The organism is Chryseobacterium sp. JK1 (genome assembly GCF_050632815.1).
Taxonomy (GTDB): Bacteria; Bacteroidota; Bacteroidia; order Flavobacteriales; family Weeksellaceae; genus Chryseobacterium.
In genome coordinates this window covers 68,308-92,787 of the sequence record NZ_JBODRU010000002.1, presented here as the reverse complement: position 1 = coordinate 92,787, position 24,480 = coordinate 68,308, and the positions used below count along the sequence as shown (strand labels likewise).

At 37.3% G+C, this 24,480-nt stretch carries 17 protein-coding genes; 11 read left to right on the top strand and 6 right to left on the bottom strand.

Annotation, left to right across the window (positions count from 1 at the left end; genetic code table 11):
* Positions 1-19: 19 nt before the first annotated feature.
* From ACQ76T_RS13345 to ACQ76T_RS13315, 7 genes are all read left to right on the top strand, one after another.
* On the top strand, positions 20-721 hold the full coding sequence (locus ACQ76T_RS13345) for a PspA/IM30 family protein (RefSeq protein ID WP_431343806.1): 702 nt from the start codon (positions 20-22) through the stop codon (positions 719-721).
* A gap of 3 nt (positions 722-724) precedes the next feature.
* A complete protein-coding gene (locus ACQ76T_RS13340) occupies positions 725-1,381 on the top strand; it encodes a hypothetical protein (RefSeq protein WP_431343805.1) in 657 nt (218 codons plus the stop codon).
* A gap of 120 nt (positions 1,382-1,501) precedes the next feature.
* Positions 1,502-3,523: a flotillin family protein gene (locus ACQ76T_RS13335; protein ID WP_431343804.1), complete on the top strand. Its 2,022-nt coding sequence runs from the start codon at positions 1,502-1,504 to the stop codon at positions 3,521-3,523.
* Positions 3,524-3,662: 139 nt separating this feature from the next.
* Positions 3,663-8,468: a DNA repair ATPase gene (locus tag ACQ76T_RS13330; RefSeq protein ID WP_431343803.1), complete on the top strand. Its 4,806-nt coding sequence runs from the start codon at positions 3,663-3,665 to the stop codon at positions 8,466-8,468.
* A 167-nt stretch (positions 8,469-8,635) separates the two neighbouring features.
* The gene (locus ACQ76T_RS13325) at positions 8,636-9,004 is read left to right on the top strand and encodes a hypothetical protein (protein WP_431343802.1); all 369 of its coding nucleotides are present in this window, start codon (positions 8,636-8,638) and stop codon (positions 9,002-9,004) included.
* A 40-nt stretch (positions 9,005-9,044) separates the two neighbouring features.
* Entirely contained in the window at positions 9,045-10,460 is a 1,416-nt protein-coding gene (locus ACQ76T_RS13320; RefSeq protein WP_431343801.1) for a PLP-dependent aminotransferase family protein, read from the top strand.
* Positions 10,461-10,474: 14 nt separating this feature from the next.
* The gene (locus ACQ76T_RS13315) at positions 10,475-10,960 is read left to right on the top strand and encodes a GNAT family N-acetyltransferase (RefSeq protein WP_431343800.1); all 486 of its coding nucleotides are present in this window, start codon (positions 10,475-10,477) and stop codon (positions 10,958-10,960) included.
* A 74-nt stretch (positions 10,961-11,034) separates the two neighbouring features.
* Here ACQ76T_RS13315 and ACQ76T_RS13310 read toward each other — a convergent pair whose 3' ends face one another.
* From ACQ76T_RS13310 to ACQ76T_RS13285, 6 genes are all read right to left on the bottom strand, one after another.
* A complete protein-coding gene (locus tag ACQ76T_RS13310; protein ID WP_431343799.1) occupies positions 11,035-12,888 on the bottom strand; it encodes an alkaline phosphatase family protein in 1,854 nt (617 codons plus the stop codon).
* A 399-nt stretch (positions 12,889-13,287) separates the two neighbouring features.
* Positions 13,288-13,956, bottom strand: a complete 669-nt coding sequence (locus tag ACQ76T_RS13305; RefSeq protein WP_431343798.1) for an HAD-IA family hydrolase — start codon at positions 13,954-13,956, stop codon at positions 13,288-13,290.
* A gap of 7 nt (positions 13,957-13,963) precedes the next feature.
* A complete protein-coding gene (locus ACQ76T_RS13300; protein WP_431343797.1) occupies positions 13,964-15,118 on the bottom strand; it encodes a TIGR03364 family FAD-dependent oxidoreductase in 1,155 nt (384 codons plus the stop codon).
* An 11-nt stretch (positions 15,119-15,129) separates the two neighbouring features.
* Positions 15,130-16,428 carry a DUF5690 family protein gene (locus tag ACQ76T_RS13295; RefSeq protein WP_431343796.1) on the bottom strand — a complete coding sequence of 433 codons (1,299 nt, stop codon included), beginning with the start codon at positions 16,426-16,428 and terminating at the stop codon, positions 15,130-15,132.
* A 9-nt stretch (positions 16,429-16,437) separates the two neighbouring features.
* Positions 16,438-19,263 carry a TonB-dependent receptor gene (locus ACQ76T_RS13290; RefSeq protein WP_431343795.1) on the bottom strand — a complete coding sequence of 942 codons (2,826 nt, stop codon included), beginning with the start codon at positions 19,261-19,263 and terminating at the stop codon, positions 16,438-16,440.
* A gap of 542 nt (positions 19,264-19,805) precedes the next feature.
* A complete protein-coding gene (locus tag ACQ76T_RS13285; RefSeq protein ID WP_079243618.1) occupies positions 19,806-20,375 on the bottom strand; it encodes a helix-turn-helix domain-containing protein in 570 nt (189 codons plus the stop codon).
* Between the two features lie 231 nt (positions 20,376-20,606).
* On the opposite strand from ACQ76T_RS13285, the gene ACQ76T_RS13280 reads away from it, so the two are divergent.
* The 4 genes from ACQ76T_RS13280 (at position 20,607) to ACQ76T_RS13265 (ending at position 24,392) form a co-directional block, all read left to right on the top strand.
* Positions 20,607-21,314: a response regulator transcription factor gene (locus ACQ76T_RS13280; protein ID WP_431343794.1), complete on the top strand. Its 708-nt coding sequence runs from the start codon at positions 20,607-20,609 to the stop codon at positions 21,312-21,314.
* Positions 21,315-21,317: 3 nt separating this feature from the next.
* Entirely contained in the window at positions 21,318-22,730 is a 1,413-nt protein-coding gene (locus ACQ76T_RS13275; RefSeq protein WP_431343793.1) for an ATP-binding protein, read from the top strand.
* Positions 22,731-23,041: 311 nt separating this feature from the next.
* Positions 23,042-23,536, top strand: coding sequence for a hypothetical protein (locus ACQ76T_RS13270; RefSeq protein ID WP_431343792.1), 495 nt, complete (start codon positions 23,042-23,044; stop codon positions 23,534-23,536).
* Positions 23,537-23,564: 28 nt separating this feature from the next.
* Positions 23,565-24,392: a YoaK family protein gene (locus ACQ76T_RS13265; RefSeq protein WP_431343791.1), complete on the top strand. Its 828-nt coding sequence runs from the start codon at positions 23,565-23,567 to the stop codon at positions 24,390-24,392.
* The last annotated feature ends 88 nt before the right edge of the window (positions 24,393-24,480 follow it).

Sequence of the window (24,480 nt, the reverse complement as noted above, 5' to 3'; positions counted from 1 at the left end):
TTCACAAAAGATATTTAAAATGAACATTTTTAAAAGATTGTTAACAATCGGAAAAGCAGAGATCCATTCTGTGATCGACAACTTTGAGGACCCCATCAATTTAACAGAACAGGGAATCCGTGAAATGAAAGAACAGCTTTCAAAAAGTATTGAAGCACTGGCGCAATTGAAAGCACTGGCTATCCGTAAAAAGAACGAAGCCGAAACGGAAGAGCAATTTGCAAAAGACTATTACAACAAAGCCGTTGTCATCGTTCAGAAAGCAGAAAAAGGAGAAGTGGAAACCTCAGATGCAGACCGCTTAGCCAAAGAAGCATTGAAAAGACATACTTCTTCACAGGAAAAAGCTTCAGATCTACAGAAAGAACATGAAAAGCTCTATGGAGACTGTGATAAGATGCAGGGAAATATCAACCACTTGAAATCAAGCATTGCCAAATGGGAAAACGAATTGAAAACCCTTATGGCAAGAGTACAGGTAAGCGAAGCAACGAAAGACATTAACCAGCAAATGACTCAGATGGACAACGGAAGCACTGTTAGCATGCTTGAAAAACTAAAAGACAGAGTAATACAGCAGGAAGCTCTCGCAGAAGCTTATTCTGATCTTTCAAGATCCGGACAGACCATTGATGAGGAAATTGATGCCATGGTCAATAATAAGGATTCTGAAGCAGAAGCCGCTTTGAACAGATTAAAAGAAACACTTAAAAAAGGCTAATATATGACCTTTCAGGAATTTTTAAATGTAGCATTTTCACCGGTAAATACAGTACTGACCGTTTTGCTTGGGCTTTCGGTTATCTATTGGCTGTTTACCATTCTTACCGGGTTGGATATTGATGTGGGAATCCATTCCGATCTGGATGCAGATGCTGATATAGATGCTCCGGATGGTCATTTTCATCCTTCAGATCATGATCCTTCCGCATGGATGCATTTTCTGAAATTTCTGAATCTGGATATCGTTCCGGTTACCTATTTCCTTACTCTATCACTATTGGTTACCTGGCTGGGATCATTCTATCTCAACTATTTTATCAAACTGCCAACGTGGGCCGGAATATTAGCCATACTTCCTTTGATGATTGGAGGAATGCTGATTACAAAAATTGTTCTGAAACCCCTGAATCCTTTTTTTAAAGAAATTAATCATAAAGGAGAATTGTCTTATGCCTTTTTGGGGAGGGAGGGGCGCCTGAAGTCCACCATTCAGGATGATAAAATAGGAATGATGGAAGTCTTTATCGGAAGCGACCCTATGACGCTGATGGTGAGAAGTAAAGACGGAAGCAGACTCGAACACGGGACTCGTGTCATGATTGTAGATGAGGAATCCGAGAAAAGGATTTATTACGTTCAAAAATCAATGATATATTAAGAGCCAAAACTAATAACCATGATAACTCTTTTTCTGATTATGCTGAACTATATCCTTGGGATATTTTCCCAATATTTTTAAAAAAACACATTTATATATAAACCATAAACTTATAAAACTATGAACTTACCTTTAATTGCTGGAATTATGATTGTTGCGGTCGCATCAATCGGATTGATTTTCTGGATTTTATCAATGTATAAAAAAACCGTTCAGGGAATTGTTATTTTAAGAACTGGTTATGGAGGTACAAAAGTCTTTTTCAATGCCGGCATTGTGATCCCTATTATCCACCGTATGGAATCTATGGATATCTCCGTAAAAAAGCTGGAAATTTCAAGAGAAGGAAGGGCAGGGCTGATCTGTAAAGACAATATGAGAGCAGATATTCAGGTAGCATTTTTTATCCGTGTCAATAAATCGGTAGATGATATTGTGAATGTAGGGCAAACTATTGGTTGTCAGAGAGCCTCGGATGCTCAGACACTGAGAGAACTTTTTGAAGCTAAGTTTTCTGAAGCCCTGAAAACAGTAGGAAAGAAATTTGATTTTACTGAACTATACGAGGCCAGAAGCGAATTCCGCCAGGAGATTTTAGACATTATCGGAACAGATCTTAACGGATATGTGCTGGATGACTGTGCGATTGATTATCTGGAGCAAACTTCCATCGATAAGCTGGATAAAGATAATATTCTGGATTCTGAAGGGATTAAAAAAATTACTGAACTTACTGCCACACAGAATATTAAAGCCAATCAGGTTCGTCGTGATGAAGAGAAAACCATCACCAAACAAAACGTAGAAGCCCGTGAAGCCATTCTGGAACTTGAAAAACAATTAGCCGAAAAAGAAGAATCTCAGAAAAGAGAAGTGGCCAATATCAAGGCTCGGGAAAATGCTGAGATCTTAAAAGTAGAAGAAGAAGAACGTCTGAGATATGAAACAGTACGTATTGCTACAGAAGAAAAACTGCAGATTGCAGAAGAAAATAAACTTCGTCAGGTAGTTATTGCCGCGAAAAATAAGGAGCGTGCAGACCTTGTTGAAACAGAAAGAGTACTCAAAGACAAAGCCCTTGAAGCAACCGAAAGAGAAAGAATTGTCTCTCTTGCTCAGATTGAAAAAGAAAAAGCAATAGAATTAGAGAAGAAAAGCATTCAGGATGCGATCCGTGAGCGTTTAACCATGGAGAAAACGGTGGTAGAAGAGCAACAGGGAATCAAAGATCTTGAAGCCTTCAAAACAGCAGAAAGAAACAAGCAGGTTGAAATCACAGTAGCCACTCAGGAAGCAGAGAAAAAACTGATCGAAGAAACAAGAGCCGCAGAATCCCGAAGACTATCAGCAGAAAAAGATGCTCAGAAATACGTCATCGAAGCCCAGGCTAAAAGAGATGCCGCAGAAAAAGAAGCCGAAGCACGTAAAATCATCGCCGATGCAAAAGCAAAAGAAGAAGCAACTGTAGGTTTATCCGAAGCTCAGGTGATGCATGCCAAAGCAGACGCTGCTGAAAGACAGGGAACAGCAGAAGCCGTTGTTATAGAGAAAAAAGCAGACGCTATTAAAAAAGAAGGAATTGCTCAGGCAGAAGTCATCAAAGAAAAAGCATTGGCAGAAGCAGCCGGAATCAACGAGAAAGCTGAAGCCATGAAAAAACTGAACGATGCCGGAAAAGACCACGAAGAATTCCGTCTTAAGCTGGCAAAAGAAAAAGATGTGGAACTGGCACAGATTGCCATTCAGAAAGATATTGCAGAAGCTCAGTCTCTGGTACTGGCAGAAGCTTTCAAATCTGCAAAAATTGATATCGTGGGAGGAGATAACACCTTCTTTGATAATGTAATCCGTCAGGTTTCTGCAGGAAAAGGGCTGGACAAATTCATCAGCCACAGCGAAAACGCACAGATTGTAAAAGAAAGCCTCCTTGGAGAAGGTGAGAATATCATCGGAAAAGTGATGGGAATGGTAGATAAATACAAAATTTCCTCTGAAGACATCAAAAATATGAGTATCGCATCTCTGATCTTCAAACTGAACGGAGTTGCCAACCACCAGGAAAGAGGACTCCTTGAAAGAGCTCTCGACATGGCTAAACATCTGGGAGTAGAACATAAACCGGTGAACAATAACCATGTTTAATGCAAGAATGCTTTAAGAGCATTTTAAACCTTATAGGTTTCTAAAACCTATAAGGTTTAGACTAAAAAATTTTCAAAGTACCACAAGTTATATATAGACCTGCTGTCCTACAGCAGTTATGACAACCTAAATAAAAACGATGTCAGAACAACTTAATTCCGGAACTTACGAAATTATTCAGAACCGTTTGAATGAGCAGAAGAATGACCTGATCCAGAGACTTCAACAGCTTAATGAGAACCGTAAAAATATATTTGGCGGAGTCGATTTTTCATTGATTGCCAATGAGAGAATTTCTACAGATCACAGCTGCATTGCCAAGGACATTTATTCTTTGGGAGATCAGTTGATATTTGGTTCCAATGCTCATCTAGGTTTACAGTCGGAAATCAATATTTCGGACGTTTTCTCAATCTATAAAATCAATAATGATCGCTTTGAACCTCAGGATTATACCTTAATAAATGATGAGGTTTTCATTGATGAATTTAAAAACCTTTACAAATACTACAGAAACACTTTTTTTGCCAGATTTACCTTTACAGAGAACTATCTCTATATGGTTTTTCAGCTTTCAGAAAGTACAACAGATATCAAAGCCTTCAAATGGTTGATTAAAGAGAATCAGCTCATCTATGTAGATTCCAGAAGCGCCTCCGAAACCTCATATCCTCAACAGCATGGTTTTGTATGGACAAAAGCAACAAGAGATATGCAGCGGTCCGGAAAACATCCCCACGTTTCTTTAGCCGATAAAGTTTTTGTGGAGAGTATTGGCGGAGATATTACCATCAAAGTAGAAGATAATACAGATACCGGAAAAGGTATTTATTCCGAAGATGTAATTCATAAAGATCAGAACCTGGACGATGCAGAGATCTATTTCTGTGATTTGGATAATCTCGTTTTGTTTAAAATAAAACCTTATCAGGAAACTGAGCGTTACTTCATTTATAACCATAAAGAAAAGACTGTTTCCAGAGCAGATGCCCTTAAAAATTCGGGAGTATTGCTTCCCGAAAATCAGGGAGTCTTGTTTTCCAACGGATATGCCCTTCAGACGGGAGGTTTGAAGGTAATCTCTCAGGACCAAAACAGACTGTATTATCTGAAAACAGTAACCGAACCCAACGGAGAGAATTTTTTATATGTTTTCTATGATGATAAAACGAATAACTATCAGTTGATTTCCTATAATATCATCACTCAGACGATAGAAACGCCCATCCGTTGTAGCGGGTTTACCTTTTTGAACGACGGAAAACTGATCTATCTCAGAGAAAGCATTGAAACAACCAAACACCACCTTGCCCAAATTTGGCAAACTCCTTTTTCTAAAGAACTGGCTCCTAATATTGAAAAAGCCGATAACTTACTCTACAAAATAGGAAACAAAGATATTGTGCGCGTTATGGCAGAGAGCCAGGAACTGATCACACTTTTAAATAAAAAAGACTCCTACAGTGGCTTATACGACGATATTGTAAAGCTTTCCACCTTTATTCTGGATACCTATTACTTTCTTGGAGAGAATGAAGTTGAGAAACTGGATCAGCCCTTGAAAGAAATCAGAGCCATTGCTCACTCCGCGATCAATGAATATGAAAAGGTTGTAGAGCAAAAGAAAAATACAGAAGAAGCTTTAGAAAAAATAAAGTTGTCCTGTGATAAAATTCTTGATGACACCAAAAGGCTTCACTATTCCCAACTCACGGAATATATCGATGTACTTTCACAGATCAGAGTATTAAGAGGTGAAGTGACGGGGGCCAGAGAGCTCAAATATGCAGACACCGGCTTACTGGATCAGCTGGAAATCTCTCTCGCGGATCGATATACCGAACTTTCCAATGCCTGTGTAGAATTTTTGCTTCAGGAAGGAGCTCTACTGCCGTATGAAGATAAAGCGAATAAAATATCAGAAGATATTATCGCTTTACAAAAAGCCGTGGATGCAAAATCTATTGAAGAAAATATCAATATCCTCTCCGGTCAGCTCGAACTGTTGGTAGATATCGTCAACAATCTTAAAATAGAAGATACCTCTCAATCTACTCAGATTATTGAAAACATTTCCCTGATTTTTGCCAGACTCAACCAGAAAAGATTAGAACTCAGCAAAAGAAAGAGAGAGATTTCAGGAAAAGAACTTGCTTCAGACTTTCAGGCGCAGATTACCCTGTTTGATCAGGCGGTGATTAATTTCCTTGAACTTTCCCAGACTCCGGAGAAATGTGATGAATATCTGACCAAACTTTCCATTCAATTGGAAGAAATGGAAACAAAATTTATCGATTTTGAGGAGTTTATTCAGCAGATAGGAACCAAAAGAGAAGAAGTTTACGGGCACTTTCAGAATAAAAGAGTTCAGCTTACCGAGGCCAGAAACAAAAGAACGCAGACTCTTTTTGATGCCGCGCAGAGAATCCTGAAATCTGTACAGACCAAAGCAGAATCTTTTGGCTCTGAAAATGAGATCAATGGATATTTTGCCTCCGATCTGATGGTAGAAAAAGTAAGAGATTTTTCGAGACAATTAGCTGAGCTTGAAGACTCTGCCAAATCTGAAGAAATTCAGACTCTTTTGAAAACCCAGCAACAGGAATCTGTAAGGAAACTTAAAGATAAGCAAGAAATCTATGCTGATGGAGAAAGTATCATTGCCTTAGGCGATTACAAATTTACAGTTAATCGACAGAAGCTAGATCTTACTCTGGTTCTTAGAAATGCACAGTATTATTACCATCTTACAGGAACAAGCTTTTACGAGCCCCTGAACTTCAATGCGGCAGATGAATTCAAAGAAGTATGGAACCAGGAATTTGTATCAGAAAACACAAAAGTGAAAAGATTTGAATACCTGGCCTGGAATGTCTTCTCTACCCATAAAGAGGTAGCAACAGAGTCGCAGAATGAACTGGCGGTACAGCAATTTACCGCAGAGCATTTTGGAGAAGGGCTGGTAAAAGGAATTCATGATATAGATGCACAGAGCATTGTAACAAAGCTTCAGCAGATGCATAATGAACTGGGACTGATGCGGTTTACGGCACAGGAAAGAACGCTGGCTCAGCTTTTCTGGTTCTTCTTGGAAAATGATAGGAAAGACTATTATAACAAACAATTTGAAGCCGCGTCAATTATTGCTCAATCATTTACCATAAAACAGGGATTTGAATACCTGAATACTGTACTGGCGGAAGAAATGAAAGCTTTTGCATCTATGCATACTATCTTTACTGAAACAGATTGTATCAATGCAGCAATGTACCTGAAACAGGAAGACAAAAACAACTTCTTGATCTCAGAAAAAGCAGCTGCTTTGCACGAATTGTTTTTAAAAGAGCTTAAAGAAAAAGGAAAAGATCTCGATTTTATCACTCAGATTCAAGCCATATACTCATATCCCTCAGCATGCTATCATATCGTAGAGAGTGCTCTGAAGGCATTTGATCCTAAAGTGGAAAAAGAAATAATCTTTGAAGCGGCAGGATTTATAATTACTCAGAATCTTGATCCGAAAAATATCAAAGTTACTTCGTATGAAGTAACCGTAAAAGAGCTGAAGTCACTCGAAAAAGAGACGGAATATAATCTTAATTATTTTGAATTCACCACCAGATTAAATCATTTTAATACAGTTACTGTTCAGAAATACAAACGCTTACAGGAATTGAAATACAGTTGGGTGAATGATAAAAAGAAAGCGTTAAAGCTGGAAACCTTTAAGCCACAGATTTTGAGTTCATTTGTGAGGAATAAACTCATCAATGATGTCTATTTTCCTTTAATCGGAGCTAATCTGGCAAAACAATTAGGAACAGCAGGATCAGAAAAAAGAACAGACCGAATGGGAATGCTTCTTCTTGTATCACCTCCCGGATACGGAAAAACAACCCTTATGGAATATATGGCTGAACGTATGGGATTGGTTTTCATGAAAATAAACGGCCCTTCATTAGGATATGATATTATTTCTACAGATCCGGCAGAAGCTAAAAATGCAGGCGCAAGACAGGAACTTGAAAAACTGAATCTTGCATTAGAAATGGGAGATAATGTGATGTTGTACCTTGATGATATTCAGCATTGTAACCCTGAATTTCTACAGAAATTTATCTCTCTTGCAGATGGGCAGAGAAAAATAGAAGGGATCTACAATGGGGAAAGCAAGACTTATGATCTCCGTTCCAAAAGATTCTGTCTGGTGATGGCAGGAAATCCATACACCGAAAACGGCGAGAAATTTAAAATCCCGGATATGTTGGCCAATCGTTCAGATACGTACAATCTTGGAGAAATCTCAGGATCAAAAACAGATCTTTTCGATCTCAGCCTTATTGAAAATGCCCTGATGTCCAACGAATATCTGACAAGATTAACACAACCGGGAATAGAGAATCTGTATGAACTTTACAACTGTGTAATCACGGATAATCCTGCAGACAATCTGAAAGGAAACTTCAGCTCTAATGAAATTACAGATTTCAGAGCCGTGCTGCAAAATACCATTGCTGTAAGAAATATGGTATTGAAGGTGAATAAAGAGTATATCTCCTCCGCAGCCATGTCGGACGATTACAGAAATGAGCCTCCGTTCAAACTTCAGGGGTCCTACCGTAATATGAATAAACTGATTGCTCAGATTCAGCCTATTCTTAAAAAAGATGAGGTCACTCAAATTATTCTGAATCATTATCAGAACGAGTCTCAAACGCTTACAACCGGAGCAGAAGCCAATATGCTGAAGTTGAAAGAGCTGATAGGAATTCTTTCAGAAGAAGAGACAGAGCGTTGGAACGAAATCAAGAAAACCTTTGTAAAAAATAAAACCTTAAAAGGACTTGGCGAAAACGATAGAATGTCCCAGATTGTAGCCTTACTTGCTCAATTTGGTGATGGTCTTGATGGAATTAAAGAAGCCCTGAAAAAAACAGAACTATAACCATGAAACTTTAAATAGTTGCAGACAGGCTGTTTCCTTAGTGAAATAGCCTGTTTTTATTTTAATAAAGTACCACATTATTATCTGTACCCACAATATTGTATAGTTCTGTATCTGTGTCTTAATGAAAAGACTCCATAATTTTGTTTAGCTAAAGAAGAGATAATATGGAAACTATTGCACAACATCAGGAGCTTCTTCAATATTCTGAAGCCTATATTTCAGATATGTTGATGCTGAAAAATATTTTTCTACAGAACCAGGAGCATAAGAAGATAGACTCAAATTTCGGTCTACCTTTCTTTCTGGCCAAAAAGAAAAATACAACCATCGCGTTTGCCAGTCTTACGGTTAACGAAAAGAATGAAATAAGTTTTAAAATTTATCATGAAAAAGGAGTGTCAGAGACTGAGATGAGCAGTTTTTATGCCCGAGCTTTAAGCTATTTTAAAAAGAATAATACCCCCAATTTCAGAGATCCGGAACAACTGGAAAGCAGTATCAAAAGTATGATAGACTGGTTGAATTTTGAATAAAACAGGGATAAAATTGTACATTTACTAAAACCATCATTCAATGTCTAAGGATGTTCTGTATCTTAAAATAGCCAACTCTGTCACAGAGCAGATCAAAAGCGAAACATTACAGTTTGGAGACAGGCTGCCTTCACTGAGAAGCGCCCAAAAACTATATAATGTAAGCCTGAATACCATTAAGCAGGCCTATATGGAATTGGAAAGCCGATCTCTTGTAGAATCGCGTCCCAAATACGGATATTATGTAAGTCAGACTTCTCAAAGAAAACTGGCCCTCCCATCTGTAGCCAAAATAAAAGATTCTGAAGGTAAAAATACACCACAGGACCTTATTGATAAAGTATTTGGAGTGATTGGAGGAACAGATATCACGCAGTTTGGATTGGGAGTTCCCGGAAAAAGCCTTCTTCCGGTGGCAAAGATGAAAAAATGCATGATTGATGTAATCAAAAGGAAAGGTGACAGTGGAACAAACTATGAGCCGGTACAGGGAAACGAAATGCTTCGCCGCGAAATTGCCAAATGGTCTATCGTAATGGAAGGTAAAATTACAGAAGAAGATCTGGTGGTTACATCCGGAGCTATGAATGCGGTGTACAATTGCCTGATGGCTGTTACAGAACCCGGAGATTCAGTTGCCGTAGAAAGCCCGGTGTATTTTGGGATTCTTCAGGCAATTCAGTTATTGGGGCTAAAAGCGGTGGAAATTCCTACTCATCCTATTTATGGAGTAGATTTGGACGCCTTAAAAAAGGTGCTTCCAAAGCTTTCTGCATGTTGTTTCGTTGTAAACTATAATAATCCACTGGGATTCCAGATGCCTGATGAGAACAAAAAAGAACTGGTAAAAATGCTTACTGAGTATAATGTTCCTCTTATTGAAGATGATGTTTACGGTAATATTTATTTCGGGGCAGCAAGACCAAAACCATGTAAGTTTTATGATGAGGCAGGAATTGTAATGTGGACTGGATCTGTTTCCAAAACATTGGCGCCCGGTTTTAGAGTAGGATGGGTAGCTCCCGGGAAATTTAAAGAAAAGATTATTCGTCAGAAAATTGTTCAAACCGTTTCCGGGCCGTCTTTATTTTCAGATGTCATTGCAGATTTTCTTGCCCATGGGCGCTATGATCATCATTTGAGAATGTTCAGAAAAAAACTCTTTGCCAATTATCTTCAGATTCAGAAGTCGGTCATTGATTATTTTCCGGACAATACCAAAATTTCAGAACCCAAAGGAGGCTTTATGCTGTGGCTGGAGCTTGATAAAAGAATTTGCACAGAAGATCTTTACGATGAGGCTGTTAGCCAGAAAGTAAACTTTGCTCCGGGAAGAATGTTTTCACAGTACAATCAGTATCAGAACTGTATGCGGCTGAATTATGCCCTGGAATGGACAGACCGCGTAGAAAGCGACCTTGAAAAACTGGGGAAAATGATTAAAAACAGAATGTAATAAACTTTAATGTAATGAATGATATCAATAATGAAGTCAAGATAGTAGCGTATGAACCTCAATATAAAGAAGCCTTTAAAAACCTCAATGAAGAATGGATCAAAACTTTTTTTGTGATGGAACCTGGTGATTATAAGCTGCTAGATCATCCTGAGGAAGAGATTCTTGCGAAAGGTGGATATATTGCTTTTGCCTTACTGAGCGGAGAAGTAGTAGGAACGTGTGCCTTAGTAAAAACAGAAGATCATCCTCTTACTTTTGAACTTTCAAAAATGGCGGTAAGTCCTAAAGCTCAGGGTAAAAAATTGGGTTATCTTCTAGGGAAGACTTTAGTTGAAAAAGCCAGAGATATGAAGGCAGGAAAAGTGTTTTTAGTGACCAATTCTATTCTGGTACCTGCTATAAAACTTTATGAAAAACTTGGCTTTCAACATACTCCTGTAAGTCATGCAGACTACGATCGTGCGGATGTACAAATGGAGATCGACTTTCACCTTTAATAAAAAAAGATATTAGAACTCGGATGAAAACCCTTGTTCTAATATCCAAATTAAAATCTAATTGCTTTACTATTTTACTTCTTGATAAATGTCTTTGTAAGTGATTTCGTGTTTCCGGTAATTTTAAGGAAATACATTCCTGCCGGAAGATTTTCAATATTCAGTTGTTCATCATAATATCCTTTTGCGGATTTCAGATGGTACGTTGAAATAAGAGCTCCTTTTGTATCAATAATTTCTGCTTTAATTTCCTTATTATCAGTAGTATATTGAATTCCTATGCTTGTTGATGCAGGATTGGGATATAAGTTGAAATGTTCAGTCTTTGTTTTTACTTCTTTGGCAGATAAAACACTGTTGGTGCATACAGGGATTCTGTTGATTCCGTCTATTCCCCAGGAATTTTCTACAGGAATGCAAAGCCAGTTCAGCACGGTAGGAAAGTGGTCTGTTTCTCTCGTTGTTGAGGTATAATCATACAGCTTAAAGTTGTTCACAGTATTCGCATTATAAGCCGGAGAACCTGTTACTGTCATATTATTCGCATTTGGACCAGAATCTGCCAATGTATTTCCAGAAGTTTCGTTACATCTCCAATTGGCAACCAGCTGAGAATAGTAAGGATGGGAAGGAGTGATATCCTGATTGGCCCAATTCACGAGAATATCGTTGGGAAGAGCAGCTTTCCAGATTCTGATATCTTTGTAAGATGCTGCAAGATTTACTCCATAGGTATTGGTCCCGTCCTGATTAAGAGTGAAAGGAAGCCCGGAATCAATATTTCCGATAGTATTCATTTTGGCAAAAGTAACCGGAACACCATCTTCATACAGCGTTACAAGACCATCTCTGTCAAAACTGGCTGCAATATGTTTCCATTTACTGGTTTCTACTTTTCCGCCCACGAGGTCAATTCTGTTGGTTCCGTCACCTATATTCATCTTAAAAGTCTGCCCGGAATATCCCGAGATCACAAGACCCTTATTTTTTCCATTGGCCCAGTTTTTATTACCTATCATGACTGGATCGCTGGAATAAGAAACATTGGGCTTTACCCAAAATTCAATGGTGAAATCCTGATTCGCTCCAAAATTAAAAGGAGCCTGATTAGCAGGCTTTGCATAAGTACCTGCAGGAAAGCTTAGCTGATTAAATGTTTTATTAGATTCCAGAACCGTTTTACTGATCTGCTGAGGAACAAATCCGGGATTGGAGTAGATGGTAAAAATATTCCTTTCAGAAAGATTTCCGCCACCATGAGAAGTGTCTACCGCTCCGTGGTCTGTAGTAAGAACCACCAGCCAGTCTTCGTTGTTATAAGAAGGCCTGTTTTTCATGGCAGTTACAATTTCTCCGATATAAGAATCCGTAGTCTGAATAGAAGATACATACTGAGGAATATTGGATGCAAAACCATAAGAATGCCCGGCATGGTCTACATCATCAAAATCTACAAAAAGAATATCAGGATTGTCATTCTGCAATGCACTTACCGCTGCATTTTTTACTGCTAGATCCGTTGCCAGATTGGTCTTTACATCTGCACTCTGTACAATTTTATCATTGATTGGCGCCCAGTTTGCCAGAGAAATCGTTCTCAGATTCGGATTGTAAGTTTCTGCCCTTGTAAGAAAGTCAGGGTAATTGGCAAAGTTCGGACTGGTGAAGCTATTGTCCTGAACATTGTGTTTCGTATGCCATACCCCGGTAAGCATGGTGCTCCATCCGTTTCCGCTCCAGGTAGTGGCAGCGCAAAGGCCATCAATAGAGTAAATGGATTGATTGATAAGGTTTTGGATATTAGGAATAGAGGTAGACATCATTACGTCTGCACGGCATCCGTCAATACCGATAAAAAGAACTTTTTTGGTCTGAGCTCCAAGGAAACAGCTCATTACAACAGCCATTGATAATAGTTTTGCTTTCATGGGGAAATAAGGTTTTTGAATTGTAAAAGTTTACAAATAGTAATTTATTTTTAACTACTGTAAAATTAGTTTACTATTTGTAAATATTTGTAAACTGAAAGTTAATTAATCGATAATTAAAAAGATCACATGAAAAGCTTAGAGGTTAACCACAAAAGTCACAAAAGAAAAATGACTCTGCTTATGTTAAGTGACAAGCTCTGAATATAAAGTTCACAATAACATCCGAATATTTCCGATTTTTGAAAAATATTCAATCAAACGTACGATATTCCCCTCCTCCGGAGGGGTGTCAAATTTATAATTTGACGGGGTGGTAAAAACACAAACATTTCCAATGAGAAGATCCATGAAAACATTTGTGTCAAGAAGTATTAAAAAAATATGATGAAAAAGAGGTTAAAGAATACCTTCCGCTTCAGAAATCGTATTCAGAATATAATCCGGTGCTGCTTTTTCAAGTTCTGATTGGGTTTGGGCTCCGGAAAGAACCGCTACTGTCAGTCCACAACCTGCATTTTTGCCCTCTTCAATATCAATAACAGAATCTCCTGCTTTTAAAACTTTACTGGCTTCTGTGATATTGAATTTCTTCATCGCAAGATGGATCATCTCAGGACTAGGACGGCTTGCAGAAACATCATCTGCCGTAATTAAAGCGTCAAAATGAATGCTTTCTTTCCAGTTCAGTTTATTTAAAAGTTGGTGAGCAATTTCTGCTGTATACCCTGTATTTAAAACGATCTTCTTGTTTTGAGATTTCATGCTGAGAAGAAAATCTTCAGTTCCGTTGATGGGTTTTACTTCAAGATTTTTGTAAGATTCTTTCAGCTGATCAGAAAAATTCTCAAAAATGGCAGTGGCATCGTCCTGGTTCCCATTGATTTCTTTTAAAAGACTTGTGATGGCTTCCAGTTTTTCCATTCCGGCACAGCTGGATAATACCTTTTCCAGGCTTACTACATAGCCGTAATCATTCACAGCATTGGTAAGCGTTTTGTAGACTACATTATCCTCATCAATCGTTGTTCCGGCCATATCCAGAACGAGTAATTCTATATTTTTCATGTAAATGTTATGCGTAAATTTTTTCAATATTAAACTTAGAAAAGCCACCGCTTCCTGTCATTCCTTTTCCTCCGATACCCGTTACAATATGAATATTGGCAGATGGGCTGTGCTCAAAAATATCTTTCGTTTTGCACTGGGAATAGATCCCAAACCATCTTCTCTGAATTTCATAGGTAGGAAGATCAATGATTTTTTTAGCCTCATGGATCATGAATTCATCAATCTCCATATTAAGATCATATCCAAGATCATCTGCATTTTTGGCATCCGCATATTCATGAGAATCTCCTATGATCACAGAACCGTCAAGAGCCTGTTTGAATAAAATATGAACTCCGTATTTCTTTTCAAACGAATTGGGATCTTCTAAAGCCTTGATTTTCTGGAAAGAAGGGCATTCGCTGAATGATTCATATCGTCTTACAGAAAGACCTGTAAGAATATTCCCCTGAAGAGAATAGATCCCTTGTAGCTTGGTCTGAAGCATCTGCAGTTTACTTACTTCCAGATCGCTGTCATTGAATACTTTAGGATATAATGTTTTGAACTCATGCCCACCGCATATAATGATTTTGGAAGCGTTAAATTCTGTTCCGTCAGCAGTTACAGCAGTACATTTCTGATCATCTTCATTGGTTTCAAGAACCGTTGTATTATAGAAAATCTGTAAGCCCATTTTTTCCTGAAGCAGCTTATGAAGTTTTACAATCATATCTGCAGAATCTACTGAAAGTTCCTGCGGAAAAAAGAGACCTCCCTTGCAGTAATCAGAGCGAAGGCCGTCAAATTTTTTGATGCAGTCGTTTTTGGAAAATAAAACAGACTCATATTCATTATTTCTGTTGATTTCATAAAGCTCTTCAATCAGTTGAAGCTCTTCATCATTTGAAGCAATATATACAGAACCGTTTTGCCTGATGGTAAGGTCTGCCTGATTGTGAAGTTCATTGTATATCTTCAGACTTTCTCTTCCGAAATTCTGCCATTTAAGATCCATTCCGGAAGGAACTACTTGTCCGAAATTCCTTACTGTGGCTCCCTGAGGGACAGAATTCCTTTCCAGTAAAGCCACCTTAAGGTTTTTTTTCAGCGCATGATAAGCATGGAATGTTCCTAAAATTCCACCTCCTACAACGATTAAATCAAATTTTGTTGTCATTGTACTATAATTTATAAAATTTTCGACGTATCGAAATTGATGAATTGATTAGAGTTAGATTTGGGTTTTGACTTTTTTTTGAAAGCCAGAAAAGCAATCACCGAAAGAACGAAAACCGTAATGGTGATGATATAATTTAAATTGATATAAAAATGTAACCAAGAAGTCTGAGCCGAACCGAAGTTTTTATACAACAGAATAAGAACACTTCCCAGATAACCGAAAGAGTCTACTATATAGATCAGGAAACCTACATTTCCTTTGATTTCAAAAGCGGCGATCATCCGGTCAAAATAAATTCCGTTGAAAGGAATATAGCAAATGTACATTCCAAAACCGGAAATTGTCATCCATAAAAAAGGGGACAGAGAACCCTGCTGAAACAGATAAGTAGAAAGCCCTACCGTAAGAATTCCTACAAAAAGAATATAATGATAGTAGGCAAATGCCTTTTTATTGTTTTTCACTTTCACCATACAACTTAAAATTACCAGAACCATTACGGCAATAGGAATTTCCGTTAAAGTAAAAATGGAACTGTCGAAAGTGAAGTTCAGCCCATCCCAGATTTCACGGCTGAAATTATCTCTGAAATCCCTTAAAACTGTTAAACTGATATATAAAAAGATGATACAAACGATGGGTATAAAAAACTGTTGGATCAAAGCTTTTCTTTCTACACCATTCAAGGGCTGTCGCTTGTTTTTAAGCAAAATATCTTCTTCCGAAGGTTTAGGGATTCCTTCAAGAAGTAATCCGAAAAGAATCAGTGGAATAATGAAAACAAGTCCTGCTGAGAACGGCATCCAAAATTCTGAAACGGAGCATGTATCCATTAAAAATTTTCCTACAGATTTTGTAAATCCTGAAGAAACCACAAAGCTTGAACATAGAAAAAGTCCAATGATTTCCGTGGTTTTTCGCCCTTCAATATAAGAGAAAACAATTCCCCATATCATTCCCAGTGGAATACCGTTGATAAACATAAATAGAATATTGTAAGGAGCAGGAACGGCTGCAAATCCCAACAAGGCAAGCTCGGCAATAGTAATGAAAGTAAAAAGATAAGTAATTCTTTTCTGAGGTTTCAGCTCAGAAATAAATTTGATTCCAATGAATTTTGAGATAAAATATCCTACTGCCTGAGCAATGATAATCAGAATCTTATAATCAACTCCGAAATAGGAGAGTCCTTCAAAAGATGCTACGGTAAAAGGTTTCCTGAAGCCGTACATGCAGAAGTAAACACCGAAAGCAGCAAAGGCAGCCTTCAGTGTTACTAGTGTTTTTTTATTAATGGTTCTGGCCATAATTATGGTTTAGAAGTTCAGTTTTATTCCTAGATTGAATCGTACCCCATAATATTCCACCTGTTCCGGACGGTCTTCGCTTTTGCCGAAGTGATAGATCAGAGGCTTGTTCAGAATATTGTTCACATCCGCATACAAAGTCAGATATTTGGTAAACTGGTAAGAACCTCCGAAGTCCAGATTGCTGTATTTACCATAATAAGAATCATTGATGTCCTCTTCAGCGTATTCTACAGCATATTTTCCTTTGTAGTTGTAAGCCAGTCTTGCATTAAATCCTTTTTTCTCAAAGAAAAGCTGTGCATTGTACAGTTCTTTTGCCTGGTAGGGTAGAGCAACCGTTCTTCCGCTTGGCTTTTCCATTTCTGAAGTCATAAAGGTGGCATTCAGCTGTACTCCGAAATATTGAAGAAACCCTGGCAGGAAATCAAATCTTTTGTTAATTCCCAATTCAATCCCTCCAAGCCATGCTGCTTTTCCGTTGTTGGGCGCTGTAAACTGTACGCCGGTAATGCCGTTATAGTTTCCGATAAAAGAATCCTGGAAAATAGGATCTGTAATTGATTTATAGAAAACACCACCACTCAGAATTCCTACATTGGGAAAATAATATTCTCCCATCAGGTCAAAATTCAAAGAATACGTAGGATTAAGGTTTGGATTTCCACCTTTGAACTCGTTATCTGCTTCAATATAAGTTCCTCCCGGAGTCAGATCACCAAAATTCGGTCTTGAGAAAGTTCTTGTTGCAGCAAAACGAAGATTGGCTTTATCATTCAGTGTATATTTTAAATGAATCATTGGAAGAACCGCCAGATAGTTTTTGGTATTTTCTACCGGGGTCAGTACATTATCATTCACGCTATATCCTCTTACTTTGGTATTGGTATTTGATAATCTGATTCCTCCTAAAATGATGATCTTCTCATTCAGTTTATAGGTAGCCATCCCATAAGCATCTGCGTGTTTTTCAAACACATCAAAGTTTCTTCCTAATGCCTTATTATATTCCAATGCTTCGGAATCTGCAGGATTGATCTTTAAATTTCCCTGATTCTGATACCAGAACTGATTCATTCCATTGGTAGAAAGTACCGGCCCGAATGTATTCCCAATGTGTGCATTCATTTCACTTAAATATTTTGGTCCGTTGGGTTGGGTTGTGATATATTGGGAAAAATCAGACAGAAGAGGCGCTGTTCCGCTGCTCCAGTTGTAGAAGATATCGGAGAATTTTGCATTACGCTCCTTATCTCTGTATTTAAAACCATACTTTAAGCTCAGCTTATCAGAAGCATTGATTTCGTGGTTGAATGCTGCTACAATCTTATCCTTTTCTTCTACAAATACCTTATAGAATTCAAGATCTGTAAATCTCATCTGAGAAGCATCCATTTTAAAATTCGGATCGCTGTAAAAACCAAATAATGCATCCGGGTTTTTATAATCTAATTTTCCTCCATCTGCTTTCCAGTAAGCTCTCGGACCATTGCCATGATCTGAAATATAATCAGGGTTAATGCCTACACCGGATTGCGTGTATTTGATGACATAATAAGAATTGTTCTGTTTATCAGGGATATTTCCATACTTGAATTGATTATCATAGTACGACAAGTCCCAGTCGATCTTTCCTTTATTTAATTGATGAACCGCTCCCAGGGAAATAGAAGTAAGCTCCGTTATCAGTAAGTTGTGAATATTCTGAAGCTCTACTCTTGCTGTATTATTAGCACTGCTGAATTTATCAAAACGGATTCTGTGTTTATAATGTGTCTCGTCATCTGATAATGTGCCATACATTCCTTTTAAATAGAAGGTTGTTTTTGGAGACAGTACATACTCAAAAGCCGTATTGATTCCTGTTGTTTTTCTGACCCCGTTATAATCACGAAGTTCCAGTCTGAAAACTCCTTCATCACCACTTCTTCTCGCCTCAAAATTATCCGTAGACCAGTTTCTAATGAAATGGGCAAAATTGAACAGGTATCCGAATTTTTTATCCTTTGTTCTTCCACCATATAAAAATCCAAGGTTGTAAACGCCTTTGTCAGCTTTTGCATTATATCCGCTTCCAATCGTTGCTTTGAATTCTGTCTTCATTGGTGGTGTTTTGGTGATGAAATTGACACCGCCTCCAATTCCGTCTGCTTCCATATCTGGAGTAAAAGACTTGTTTACATGTACATACGAGATCAGTTCTGTAGGAAAGAAGTCGAATGCTGTGGCTCTGGAAGTTGTTTCTTCCTCCGCGGTGGGAAGCCTGTTCCCATTAATGGTTGTGGATGCCCAGAATGGCGGAAGCCCTCGCAGGGAAACAAATCTCCCTTCCCCCTGGTCTCTTTCAATAGAAACTCCCTGCACACGCTGTACAGTCTCTGCGGCATTTCTATCCGGTAATTTCCCAATGCCGTCTGAGGCGATTACATTGGTAATGTTGATGGCATTTTTCTGAATATTTAAAGCTCTTGCTTCGGTATTTTTCAACGTTCCGGTAACCACTACTTCCTCAATATTTTTTCGGGGCTGGGAAAGTTTAATGATACCTAAATCAATTGTTTGTTCAGGTTTCAGATCAATCGTAATGTCTGCTGATTCATAACCTATATAGCTGATTTGTAATATGTATGAACCTTCTTTAATATCGTTGATGGTGAATTTCCCCTCAATATCAGTCGTTATATTTTTAGATAAGCCTTTTATTTTGACTGTAGCCCCGGGGAGAGGCTGGCTGTCGTCAAGAACAGTTCCTATAATTAACTGTTTTTGCGCTGAAACAAAAACTATGAAACAGGTAAAAACAAGGGTAAGTAATTTCTCTAATTTTGTTTTCATTTTTACATATATTAAATTTTTTATGCAAATCACGCCAATAATTTTAATATATATAAATATTTCGTGTTAAGTATTGTTTAACAAATAATCCAGATTTGTTACATCTTTTTTACTTTACAACCAATTGAAGTTATCCTCTGAAAATTCGATAAAATAGGGCTTGAAGTAGCTGTCTCAACGTTTTTAGTACATATTTACAATAAATAAAAGGAACTGAAATGAGTTGAAAATTGGCCTGTTTTGGTTCATATTTCGTTCATCTTGGAAGAAAATGGAAAATCAAAAGTTGCATATTTGTAAACTTTTGTGCGTTTCGGAAAATCAAAAATTGATGAACGGCATAAAAATAAGATGATTATTTAAATGCACAGTTTAATAAATCACAGGATATATTATGAGGATGCAAAGATTGCGACGTTGTCGTTGATGAAGCGTGATTATGATGCATACGCTTAGAAAGAATCAATGGAATTGATTCCAACCTTTGCTCCTTAAAATAGGAAGTATAAATAATAAAAATCTTTGCGTAAAAAAAGATATAATTAAGCCGTATAAAAATAAAGAACAAGCATCACACAGCTTTCATCACTGATGCTTACCGGAACGTGAGGGAATTTTCCGTTGAAATACAAAGAATCACCTTCTTTTAAGATAATTTCTTCATTATCAATCACATATTTCACCTCTCCTTTCAGGATATATTTAAATTCCCAGGCATCCGTAATAACCTTTTCTCTTTTAGAATTCGGTTCGAGAGTAAGCAGAACAGCTTCAAAACCTAAAGAATGAAGACTCTTACTGAAGATATGCATATACTTAAAGCCTTCAGCTTCTACTTCCTTTTCGATAACCTGCTGGCTTTCTTTCGGAACATAGATGAATTTGGCGTTGGATTTTTTCTCAACTCCTTCGAAAAAATAACTGGCATCGATCTCAAGTGACTGAATCAGATCTAATAAAACAGGAAGTGAAGGAATGGTTCTTCCGTTCTCGATACGGGAAACAAGACCATTGCTTACGTTTGCCTTGAATGCCAATTCGTTAATGGTTAAATTATTCTTTTTTCTAATATCCTTTAATCTCTTACCGATACCTATTAAAAAGTCATTCATATTGTGTGTAATTTAACCGGGATTATTTTTTCACCATTATAATAAAAACAAAGGTAATATTATTCTATAGAGTTTGGGTATAGAAGAGAATCAATTCATTGAAATTTATTATTAGACAGAGAATAAGATCACAAATGGGAAGCATTTTATCACTTCTCTATTCCGTCCTTTTAGCTTCCCTTTTCTCCCCAAGAAAAAATCCCTATTTTTGTGAAATTCCTTATTTCATTTATGAAAAAAATTATACTTATCGAAGACGAAACCAGTGTAGTATCTTTTATCAAGAAGGGACTTCAGGAAAGCGGATACGAAGTATCTGTAGCTTTTGATGGGCGTACGGGCGTACAGCTGGTGCAGGGTAATGATTTTGATCTGGTTATTCTCGATATCATGCTGCCGGAAATGAACGGGCTGGATGTATGTAAAGAAATAAGGAAAACCAATCAGAGTGTTCCGATTCTGTTCCTGACCGCTTTGGGGACTTCAGAAAATATTGTTCTTGGATTAGAAAGTGGTGGAGATGACTATCTGGTGAAACCTTTTAAATTTATTGAACTGGTAGCCCGCGTAAAATCTCTGTTGAGAAGAAGTCACAATAACGGTCCTCAGGAATCTGTAGAACCGGAATCCAGTAATGATGATGTACTTCAGTTTTCTGATCTTACAGTAAATGATTATACCAAAAAAGTAACCCGAGGCGGAGAAGATATTTCACTGACCTCTACAGAATACAAACTGTTGATGTACTTCCTGAACAATCCGGAGAAGGTAATCTCCAGAGCAGAAATTTTAGATGCTGTATGGGGAGTGAACTATGAATTGGGTACCAATGTTGTAGATGTTTACGTAAATTATTTAAGGAAAAAACTAGATAGTCAGGATGATAATAAGCTGATTCATACAGTGATAGGAATGGGGTATGTATTAAAAAAGAACTAGAAAATGTTTAATAGAGTTATTACAAATCAGACCAAAACAATGGTGCTTTTAATGTTGGTTTTTACCGCCATTATTCTCCTGTTCAGTGGTTTGGTCTATTTCTCTATTGTTAATTTTTCGCATCAAAGATTTTATGAACTGCTGAAGATCAGGACGGCAACTATCGTTCAGATTGAAAAAGGTAAAGATCACCTCGACATTCCTGAGAATTATATACTCAACAGCATGAATGATGAGGAGCTTCCTATGGAAAAAGACTATGTTTTTGCAGTTCCTTCAGATTCCAATTTTAAAAAAATCTCCCAGGAAGTTCATATTCCGGATTACTTCTTCAAGAATATCATGAAAGAAGGAGAGTCTAATTATAATGATAAAGAATTCTACTACATTGGGCAGAGTTTCCGCTATGAGGATAAAGATTATATTGCGATCGCTTCTGCTAAAAATCATTATGTGGTTTACTATCTTGGATTCTTAAAAAGAACACTGCTCACCTGTATTGTGCTTTCTTTATTTTTCAGTATGATCTTTTCTTTTTATCTGTCTAAAACATTATTCAGACCTATTCTGAAAATTACAGGTAAAGTGAAGGAAATCAGTTCAGAGAATCTTCATTTAAGATTGGAGGCTCAGCCCGATAATAAAGAACTGAACGAGCTTGTAGATACCTTCAACGGTATGCTGAATCGCATCGAAACCTCTTTTGAAACTCAAAATCACCTGATCGGAAATGTTTCTCATGAGTTGAGAACTCCTCTTACTTCTATTATGGGAGAAGCAGATGTTGCGCTATCCATCAGCAGAACCGCAGATGAATATAAAGAAACGCTGGAAATTATTCTGGATGAAGCCGAAAAGCTTGATAAAAAGATCAAAGCGTTATTGATGATTGCCCAAACAGGATTTGACGGAAAGATCCAGAAAATGGATAAGGTGAGAATTGATCAGCTTCTTTGGGATGTTATTGAAACCCTTAGAAGAATAGATTCCAGGAACAATATCTATCTTGATATCAGTATGCTTCCCGACAATCCAAAAAAACTAAAAGTACAGGGGAACGAGCAGCTGCTGCATCTGGCCGTGGCCAATATCATCAGTAATGGTTGTAAGTATTCTAATTTCCAACAGGTAAAAGTTTCCCTGGGCGCTACAGACACCGATGTTTATATCATTGTAAAAGATAATGGTATCGGAATTCCCGAAGTGGAAATGAACAAAATTTACGACCCTTTTTTCAGAGCTTCCAATACCAATAACTATGAAGGATATGGAATTGGGCTTCCGCTGGCAAGAAATATCGTCCGAATGCATCATGGTGAACTGATCGTAAGCTCACATGAAAATCAGGGGACAACTGTACAAATGCGTTTCCCGAATTTCTACAGTATGCAGAAAGCGGAAGAATCCAAAGGCTAAAAACAGGGAAAGGCTGAGTTCAGCATTTCAAAGAGAAATATCTCATTACTGTTTTTATTGAATACTAATGTTTTTTTTTTTTTTTTTTTCTTTTGTAATTTGAAAATCAGATGCTTATTGGGTGTTTGAAGCAAACAGTTTCTGCTTTTTCACCGTTTTTATTTTCGCCATATTAATTTCTATTAACAATTTTCTAATCTCATTTTAATCTCTTTAATCACATTTTAATTCCGTTCCAAAGACTCTCTAATTTGGTCGTTCTAGTTTTGTATCATCAAAAAAGATAAACACAATACAAAATAATAAAGAACATGACTAAAACAATTTTAATTGCAACAGATTACTCTCTTGAGTCATTGAATATATTGAAAAAAATACTTAAAGAGAAAGACGCATCGGAAGATCAGAACCAATATAATATTCTATTAACCTCAGGCTATGATTCAGGAGATTCCATCAGAGATCTTTTGTTCAACACCAAAACCTCGGTTTTTAATAAAATCAGACCAGCTGAGTTCTGTGACGCTTACGGAATCATTAAGAATAAATATTCTCATCTCATCAGCAAAATTACCTGCGATGTTTTTACAGGGAGTTTTCAAAGAACATTCAATCAGTATGTAAAAGCAGAGAATATTGAGGAAGCTTACTATTCGTTATCTATAAAAAGTAAAGGAAAAGGAAAATTCGATCTTATTCCTTACATCAAAAAATGCAAAGAACTTCAGTCTCAGGAAATCAGTGTTGAAGTAAGAGAAAAACTTCCGGAAAGAGGAAGGTTGGCAGAGATCTTTGTAGAGGTCTAAGAATATAATCATTTTAAAAAGATAAAAAATGTTAAGGAATTATAGTAACAGCAGAACATTGGGGGACAATATCAGATTGGGGACGCTGACTGCATTTACAGCAGGTACTATAAATATTGCATCCCTATTAATATTTCTCTCGTTCACGTCCAACGTAACAGGGCATTATGCTATTCTGGCAGCCGAGATCAGTAAAGGAAACTGGACGCAGGTTGGGGTAGTAGGAGCGTGGATCTTTCTGTTCTTTTTCGGAAGTTTCCTGTCCAACTTTATTGTCATCAATTTCAATAAAAAAAGCAAATATTTTGCTCATGCAATGCCTATTGTTTTGGAGATCATATGTTTGCTTTTCGTAGGAGTATATGGACAGTTGTATTATCAGAAAACCCTGGAAGAAACAGAATATTTGGTAGCCCTTATGCTTTTTGCAACCGGACTACAGAACGGATTAACGGCGAGTATCTCCAATTTCTCGGTAAAGACAACCCACCTTACAGGAACAACAACCGATTTGGGAATTCTGGCATCCATGTTTACCCAGAAAAAATACAGAAGAAACGGAGAACTGATTGGCAGAGCAAAACTACTGTCAAGTATCATGGTAGCCTACGTTTTAGGAGCGGTATTTTCGGGGTTAACCTATTACTATCTGGAATTCAGAGTGTTCTATGTTATAAGCATATGTCTTTTAATTGTGATCGGATATGACGCCTATAAAATTCATGTACGACACTTTAATACGAAATACAGATATAACAGGATTTATAAAAAACCAAATCTGTTTGCCTATCTGTATGAAAAGATCCACGGAATCCCTAAAAGAGAAAAGAAAAGAAAACTTGTTTTTGAAGAGTGATTCATTAAGAGTAAACATCACTATTAATTTTTTGTATAAACTAGCTGTGAGCACCCTTATTTTATGATGTAATAAGGGTGTTTTTTTC

What these genes read in the sequence shown, in the direction of transcription:
- ACQ76T_RS13345 (WP_431343806.1), top strand. Translation starts at nt 20, where the DNA reads ATGAACATTTTTAAAAGATTGTTAACAATCGGAAAAGCAGAGATCCAT.
- ACQ76T_RS13340 (WP_431343805.1), top strand. Translation starts at nt 725, where the DNA reads ATGACCTTTCAGGAATTTTTAAATGTAGCATTTTCACCGGTAAATACA.
- ACQ76T_RS13335 (WP_431343804.1), top strand. Translation starts at nt 1,502, where the DNA reads ATGAACTTACCTTTAATTGCTGGAATTATGATTGTTGCGGTCGCATCA.
- ACQ76T_RS13330 (WP_431343803.1), top strand. Translation starts at nt 3,663, where the DNA reads ATGTCAGAACAACTTAATTCCGGAACTTACGAAATTATTCAGAACCGT.
- ACQ76T_RS13325 (WP_431343802.1), top strand. Translation starts at nt 8,636, where the DNA reads ATGGAAACTATTGCACAACATCAGGAGCTTCTTCAATATTCTGAAGCC.
- ACQ76T_RS13320 (WP_431343801.1), top strand. Translation starts at nt 9,045, where the DNA reads ATGTCTAAGGATGTTCTGTATCTTAAAATAGCCAACTCTGTCACAGAG.
- ACQ76T_RS13315 (WP_431343800.1), top strand. Translation starts at nt 10,475, where the DNA reads ATGAATGATATCAATAATGAAGTCAAGATAGTAGCGTATGAACCTCAA.
- ACQ76T_RS13310 (WP_431343799.1), bottom strand. Translation starts at nt 12,888, where the DNA reads ATGAAAGCAAAACTATTATCAATGGCTGTTGTAATGAGCTGTTTCCTT.
- ACQ76T_RS13305 (WP_431343798.1), bottom strand. Translation starts at nt 13,956, where the DNA reads ATGAAAAATATAGAATTACTCGTTCTGGATATGGCCGGAACAACGATT.
- ACQ76T_RS13300 (WP_431343797.1), bottom strand. Translation starts at nt 15,118, where the DNA reads ATGACAACAAAATTTGATTTAATCGTTGTAGGAGGTGGAATTTTAGGA.
- ACQ76T_RS13295 (WP_431343796.1), bottom strand. Translation starts at nt 16,428, where the DNA reads ATGGCCAGAACCATTAATAAAAAAACACTAGTAACACTGAAGGCTGCC.
- ACQ76T_RS13290 (WP_431343795.1), bottom strand. Translation starts at nt 19,263, where the DNA reads ATGAAAACAAAATTAGAGAAATTACTTACCCTTGTTTTTACCTGTTTC.
- ACQ76T_RS13285 (WP_079243618.1), bottom strand. Translation starts at nt 20,375, where the DNA reads ATGAATGACTTTTTAATAGGTATCGGTAAGAGATTAAAGGATATTAGA.
- ACQ76T_RS13280 (WP_431343794.1), top strand. Translation starts at nt 20,607, where the DNA reads ATGAAAAAAATTATACTTATCGAAGACGAAACCAGTGTAGTATCTTTT.
- ACQ76T_RS13275 (WP_431343793.1), top strand. Translation starts at nt 21,318, where the DNA reads ATGTTTAATAGAGTTATTACAAATCAGACCAAAACAATGGTGCTTTTA.
- ACQ76T_RS13270 (WP_431343792.1), top strand. Translation starts at nt 23,042, where the DNA reads ATGACTAAAACAATTTTAATTGCAACAGATTACTCTCTTGAGTCATTG.
- ACQ76T_RS13265 (WP_431343791.1), top strand. Translation starts at nt 23,565, where the DNA reads ATGTTAAGGAATTATAGTAACAGCAGAACATTGGGGGACAATATCAGA.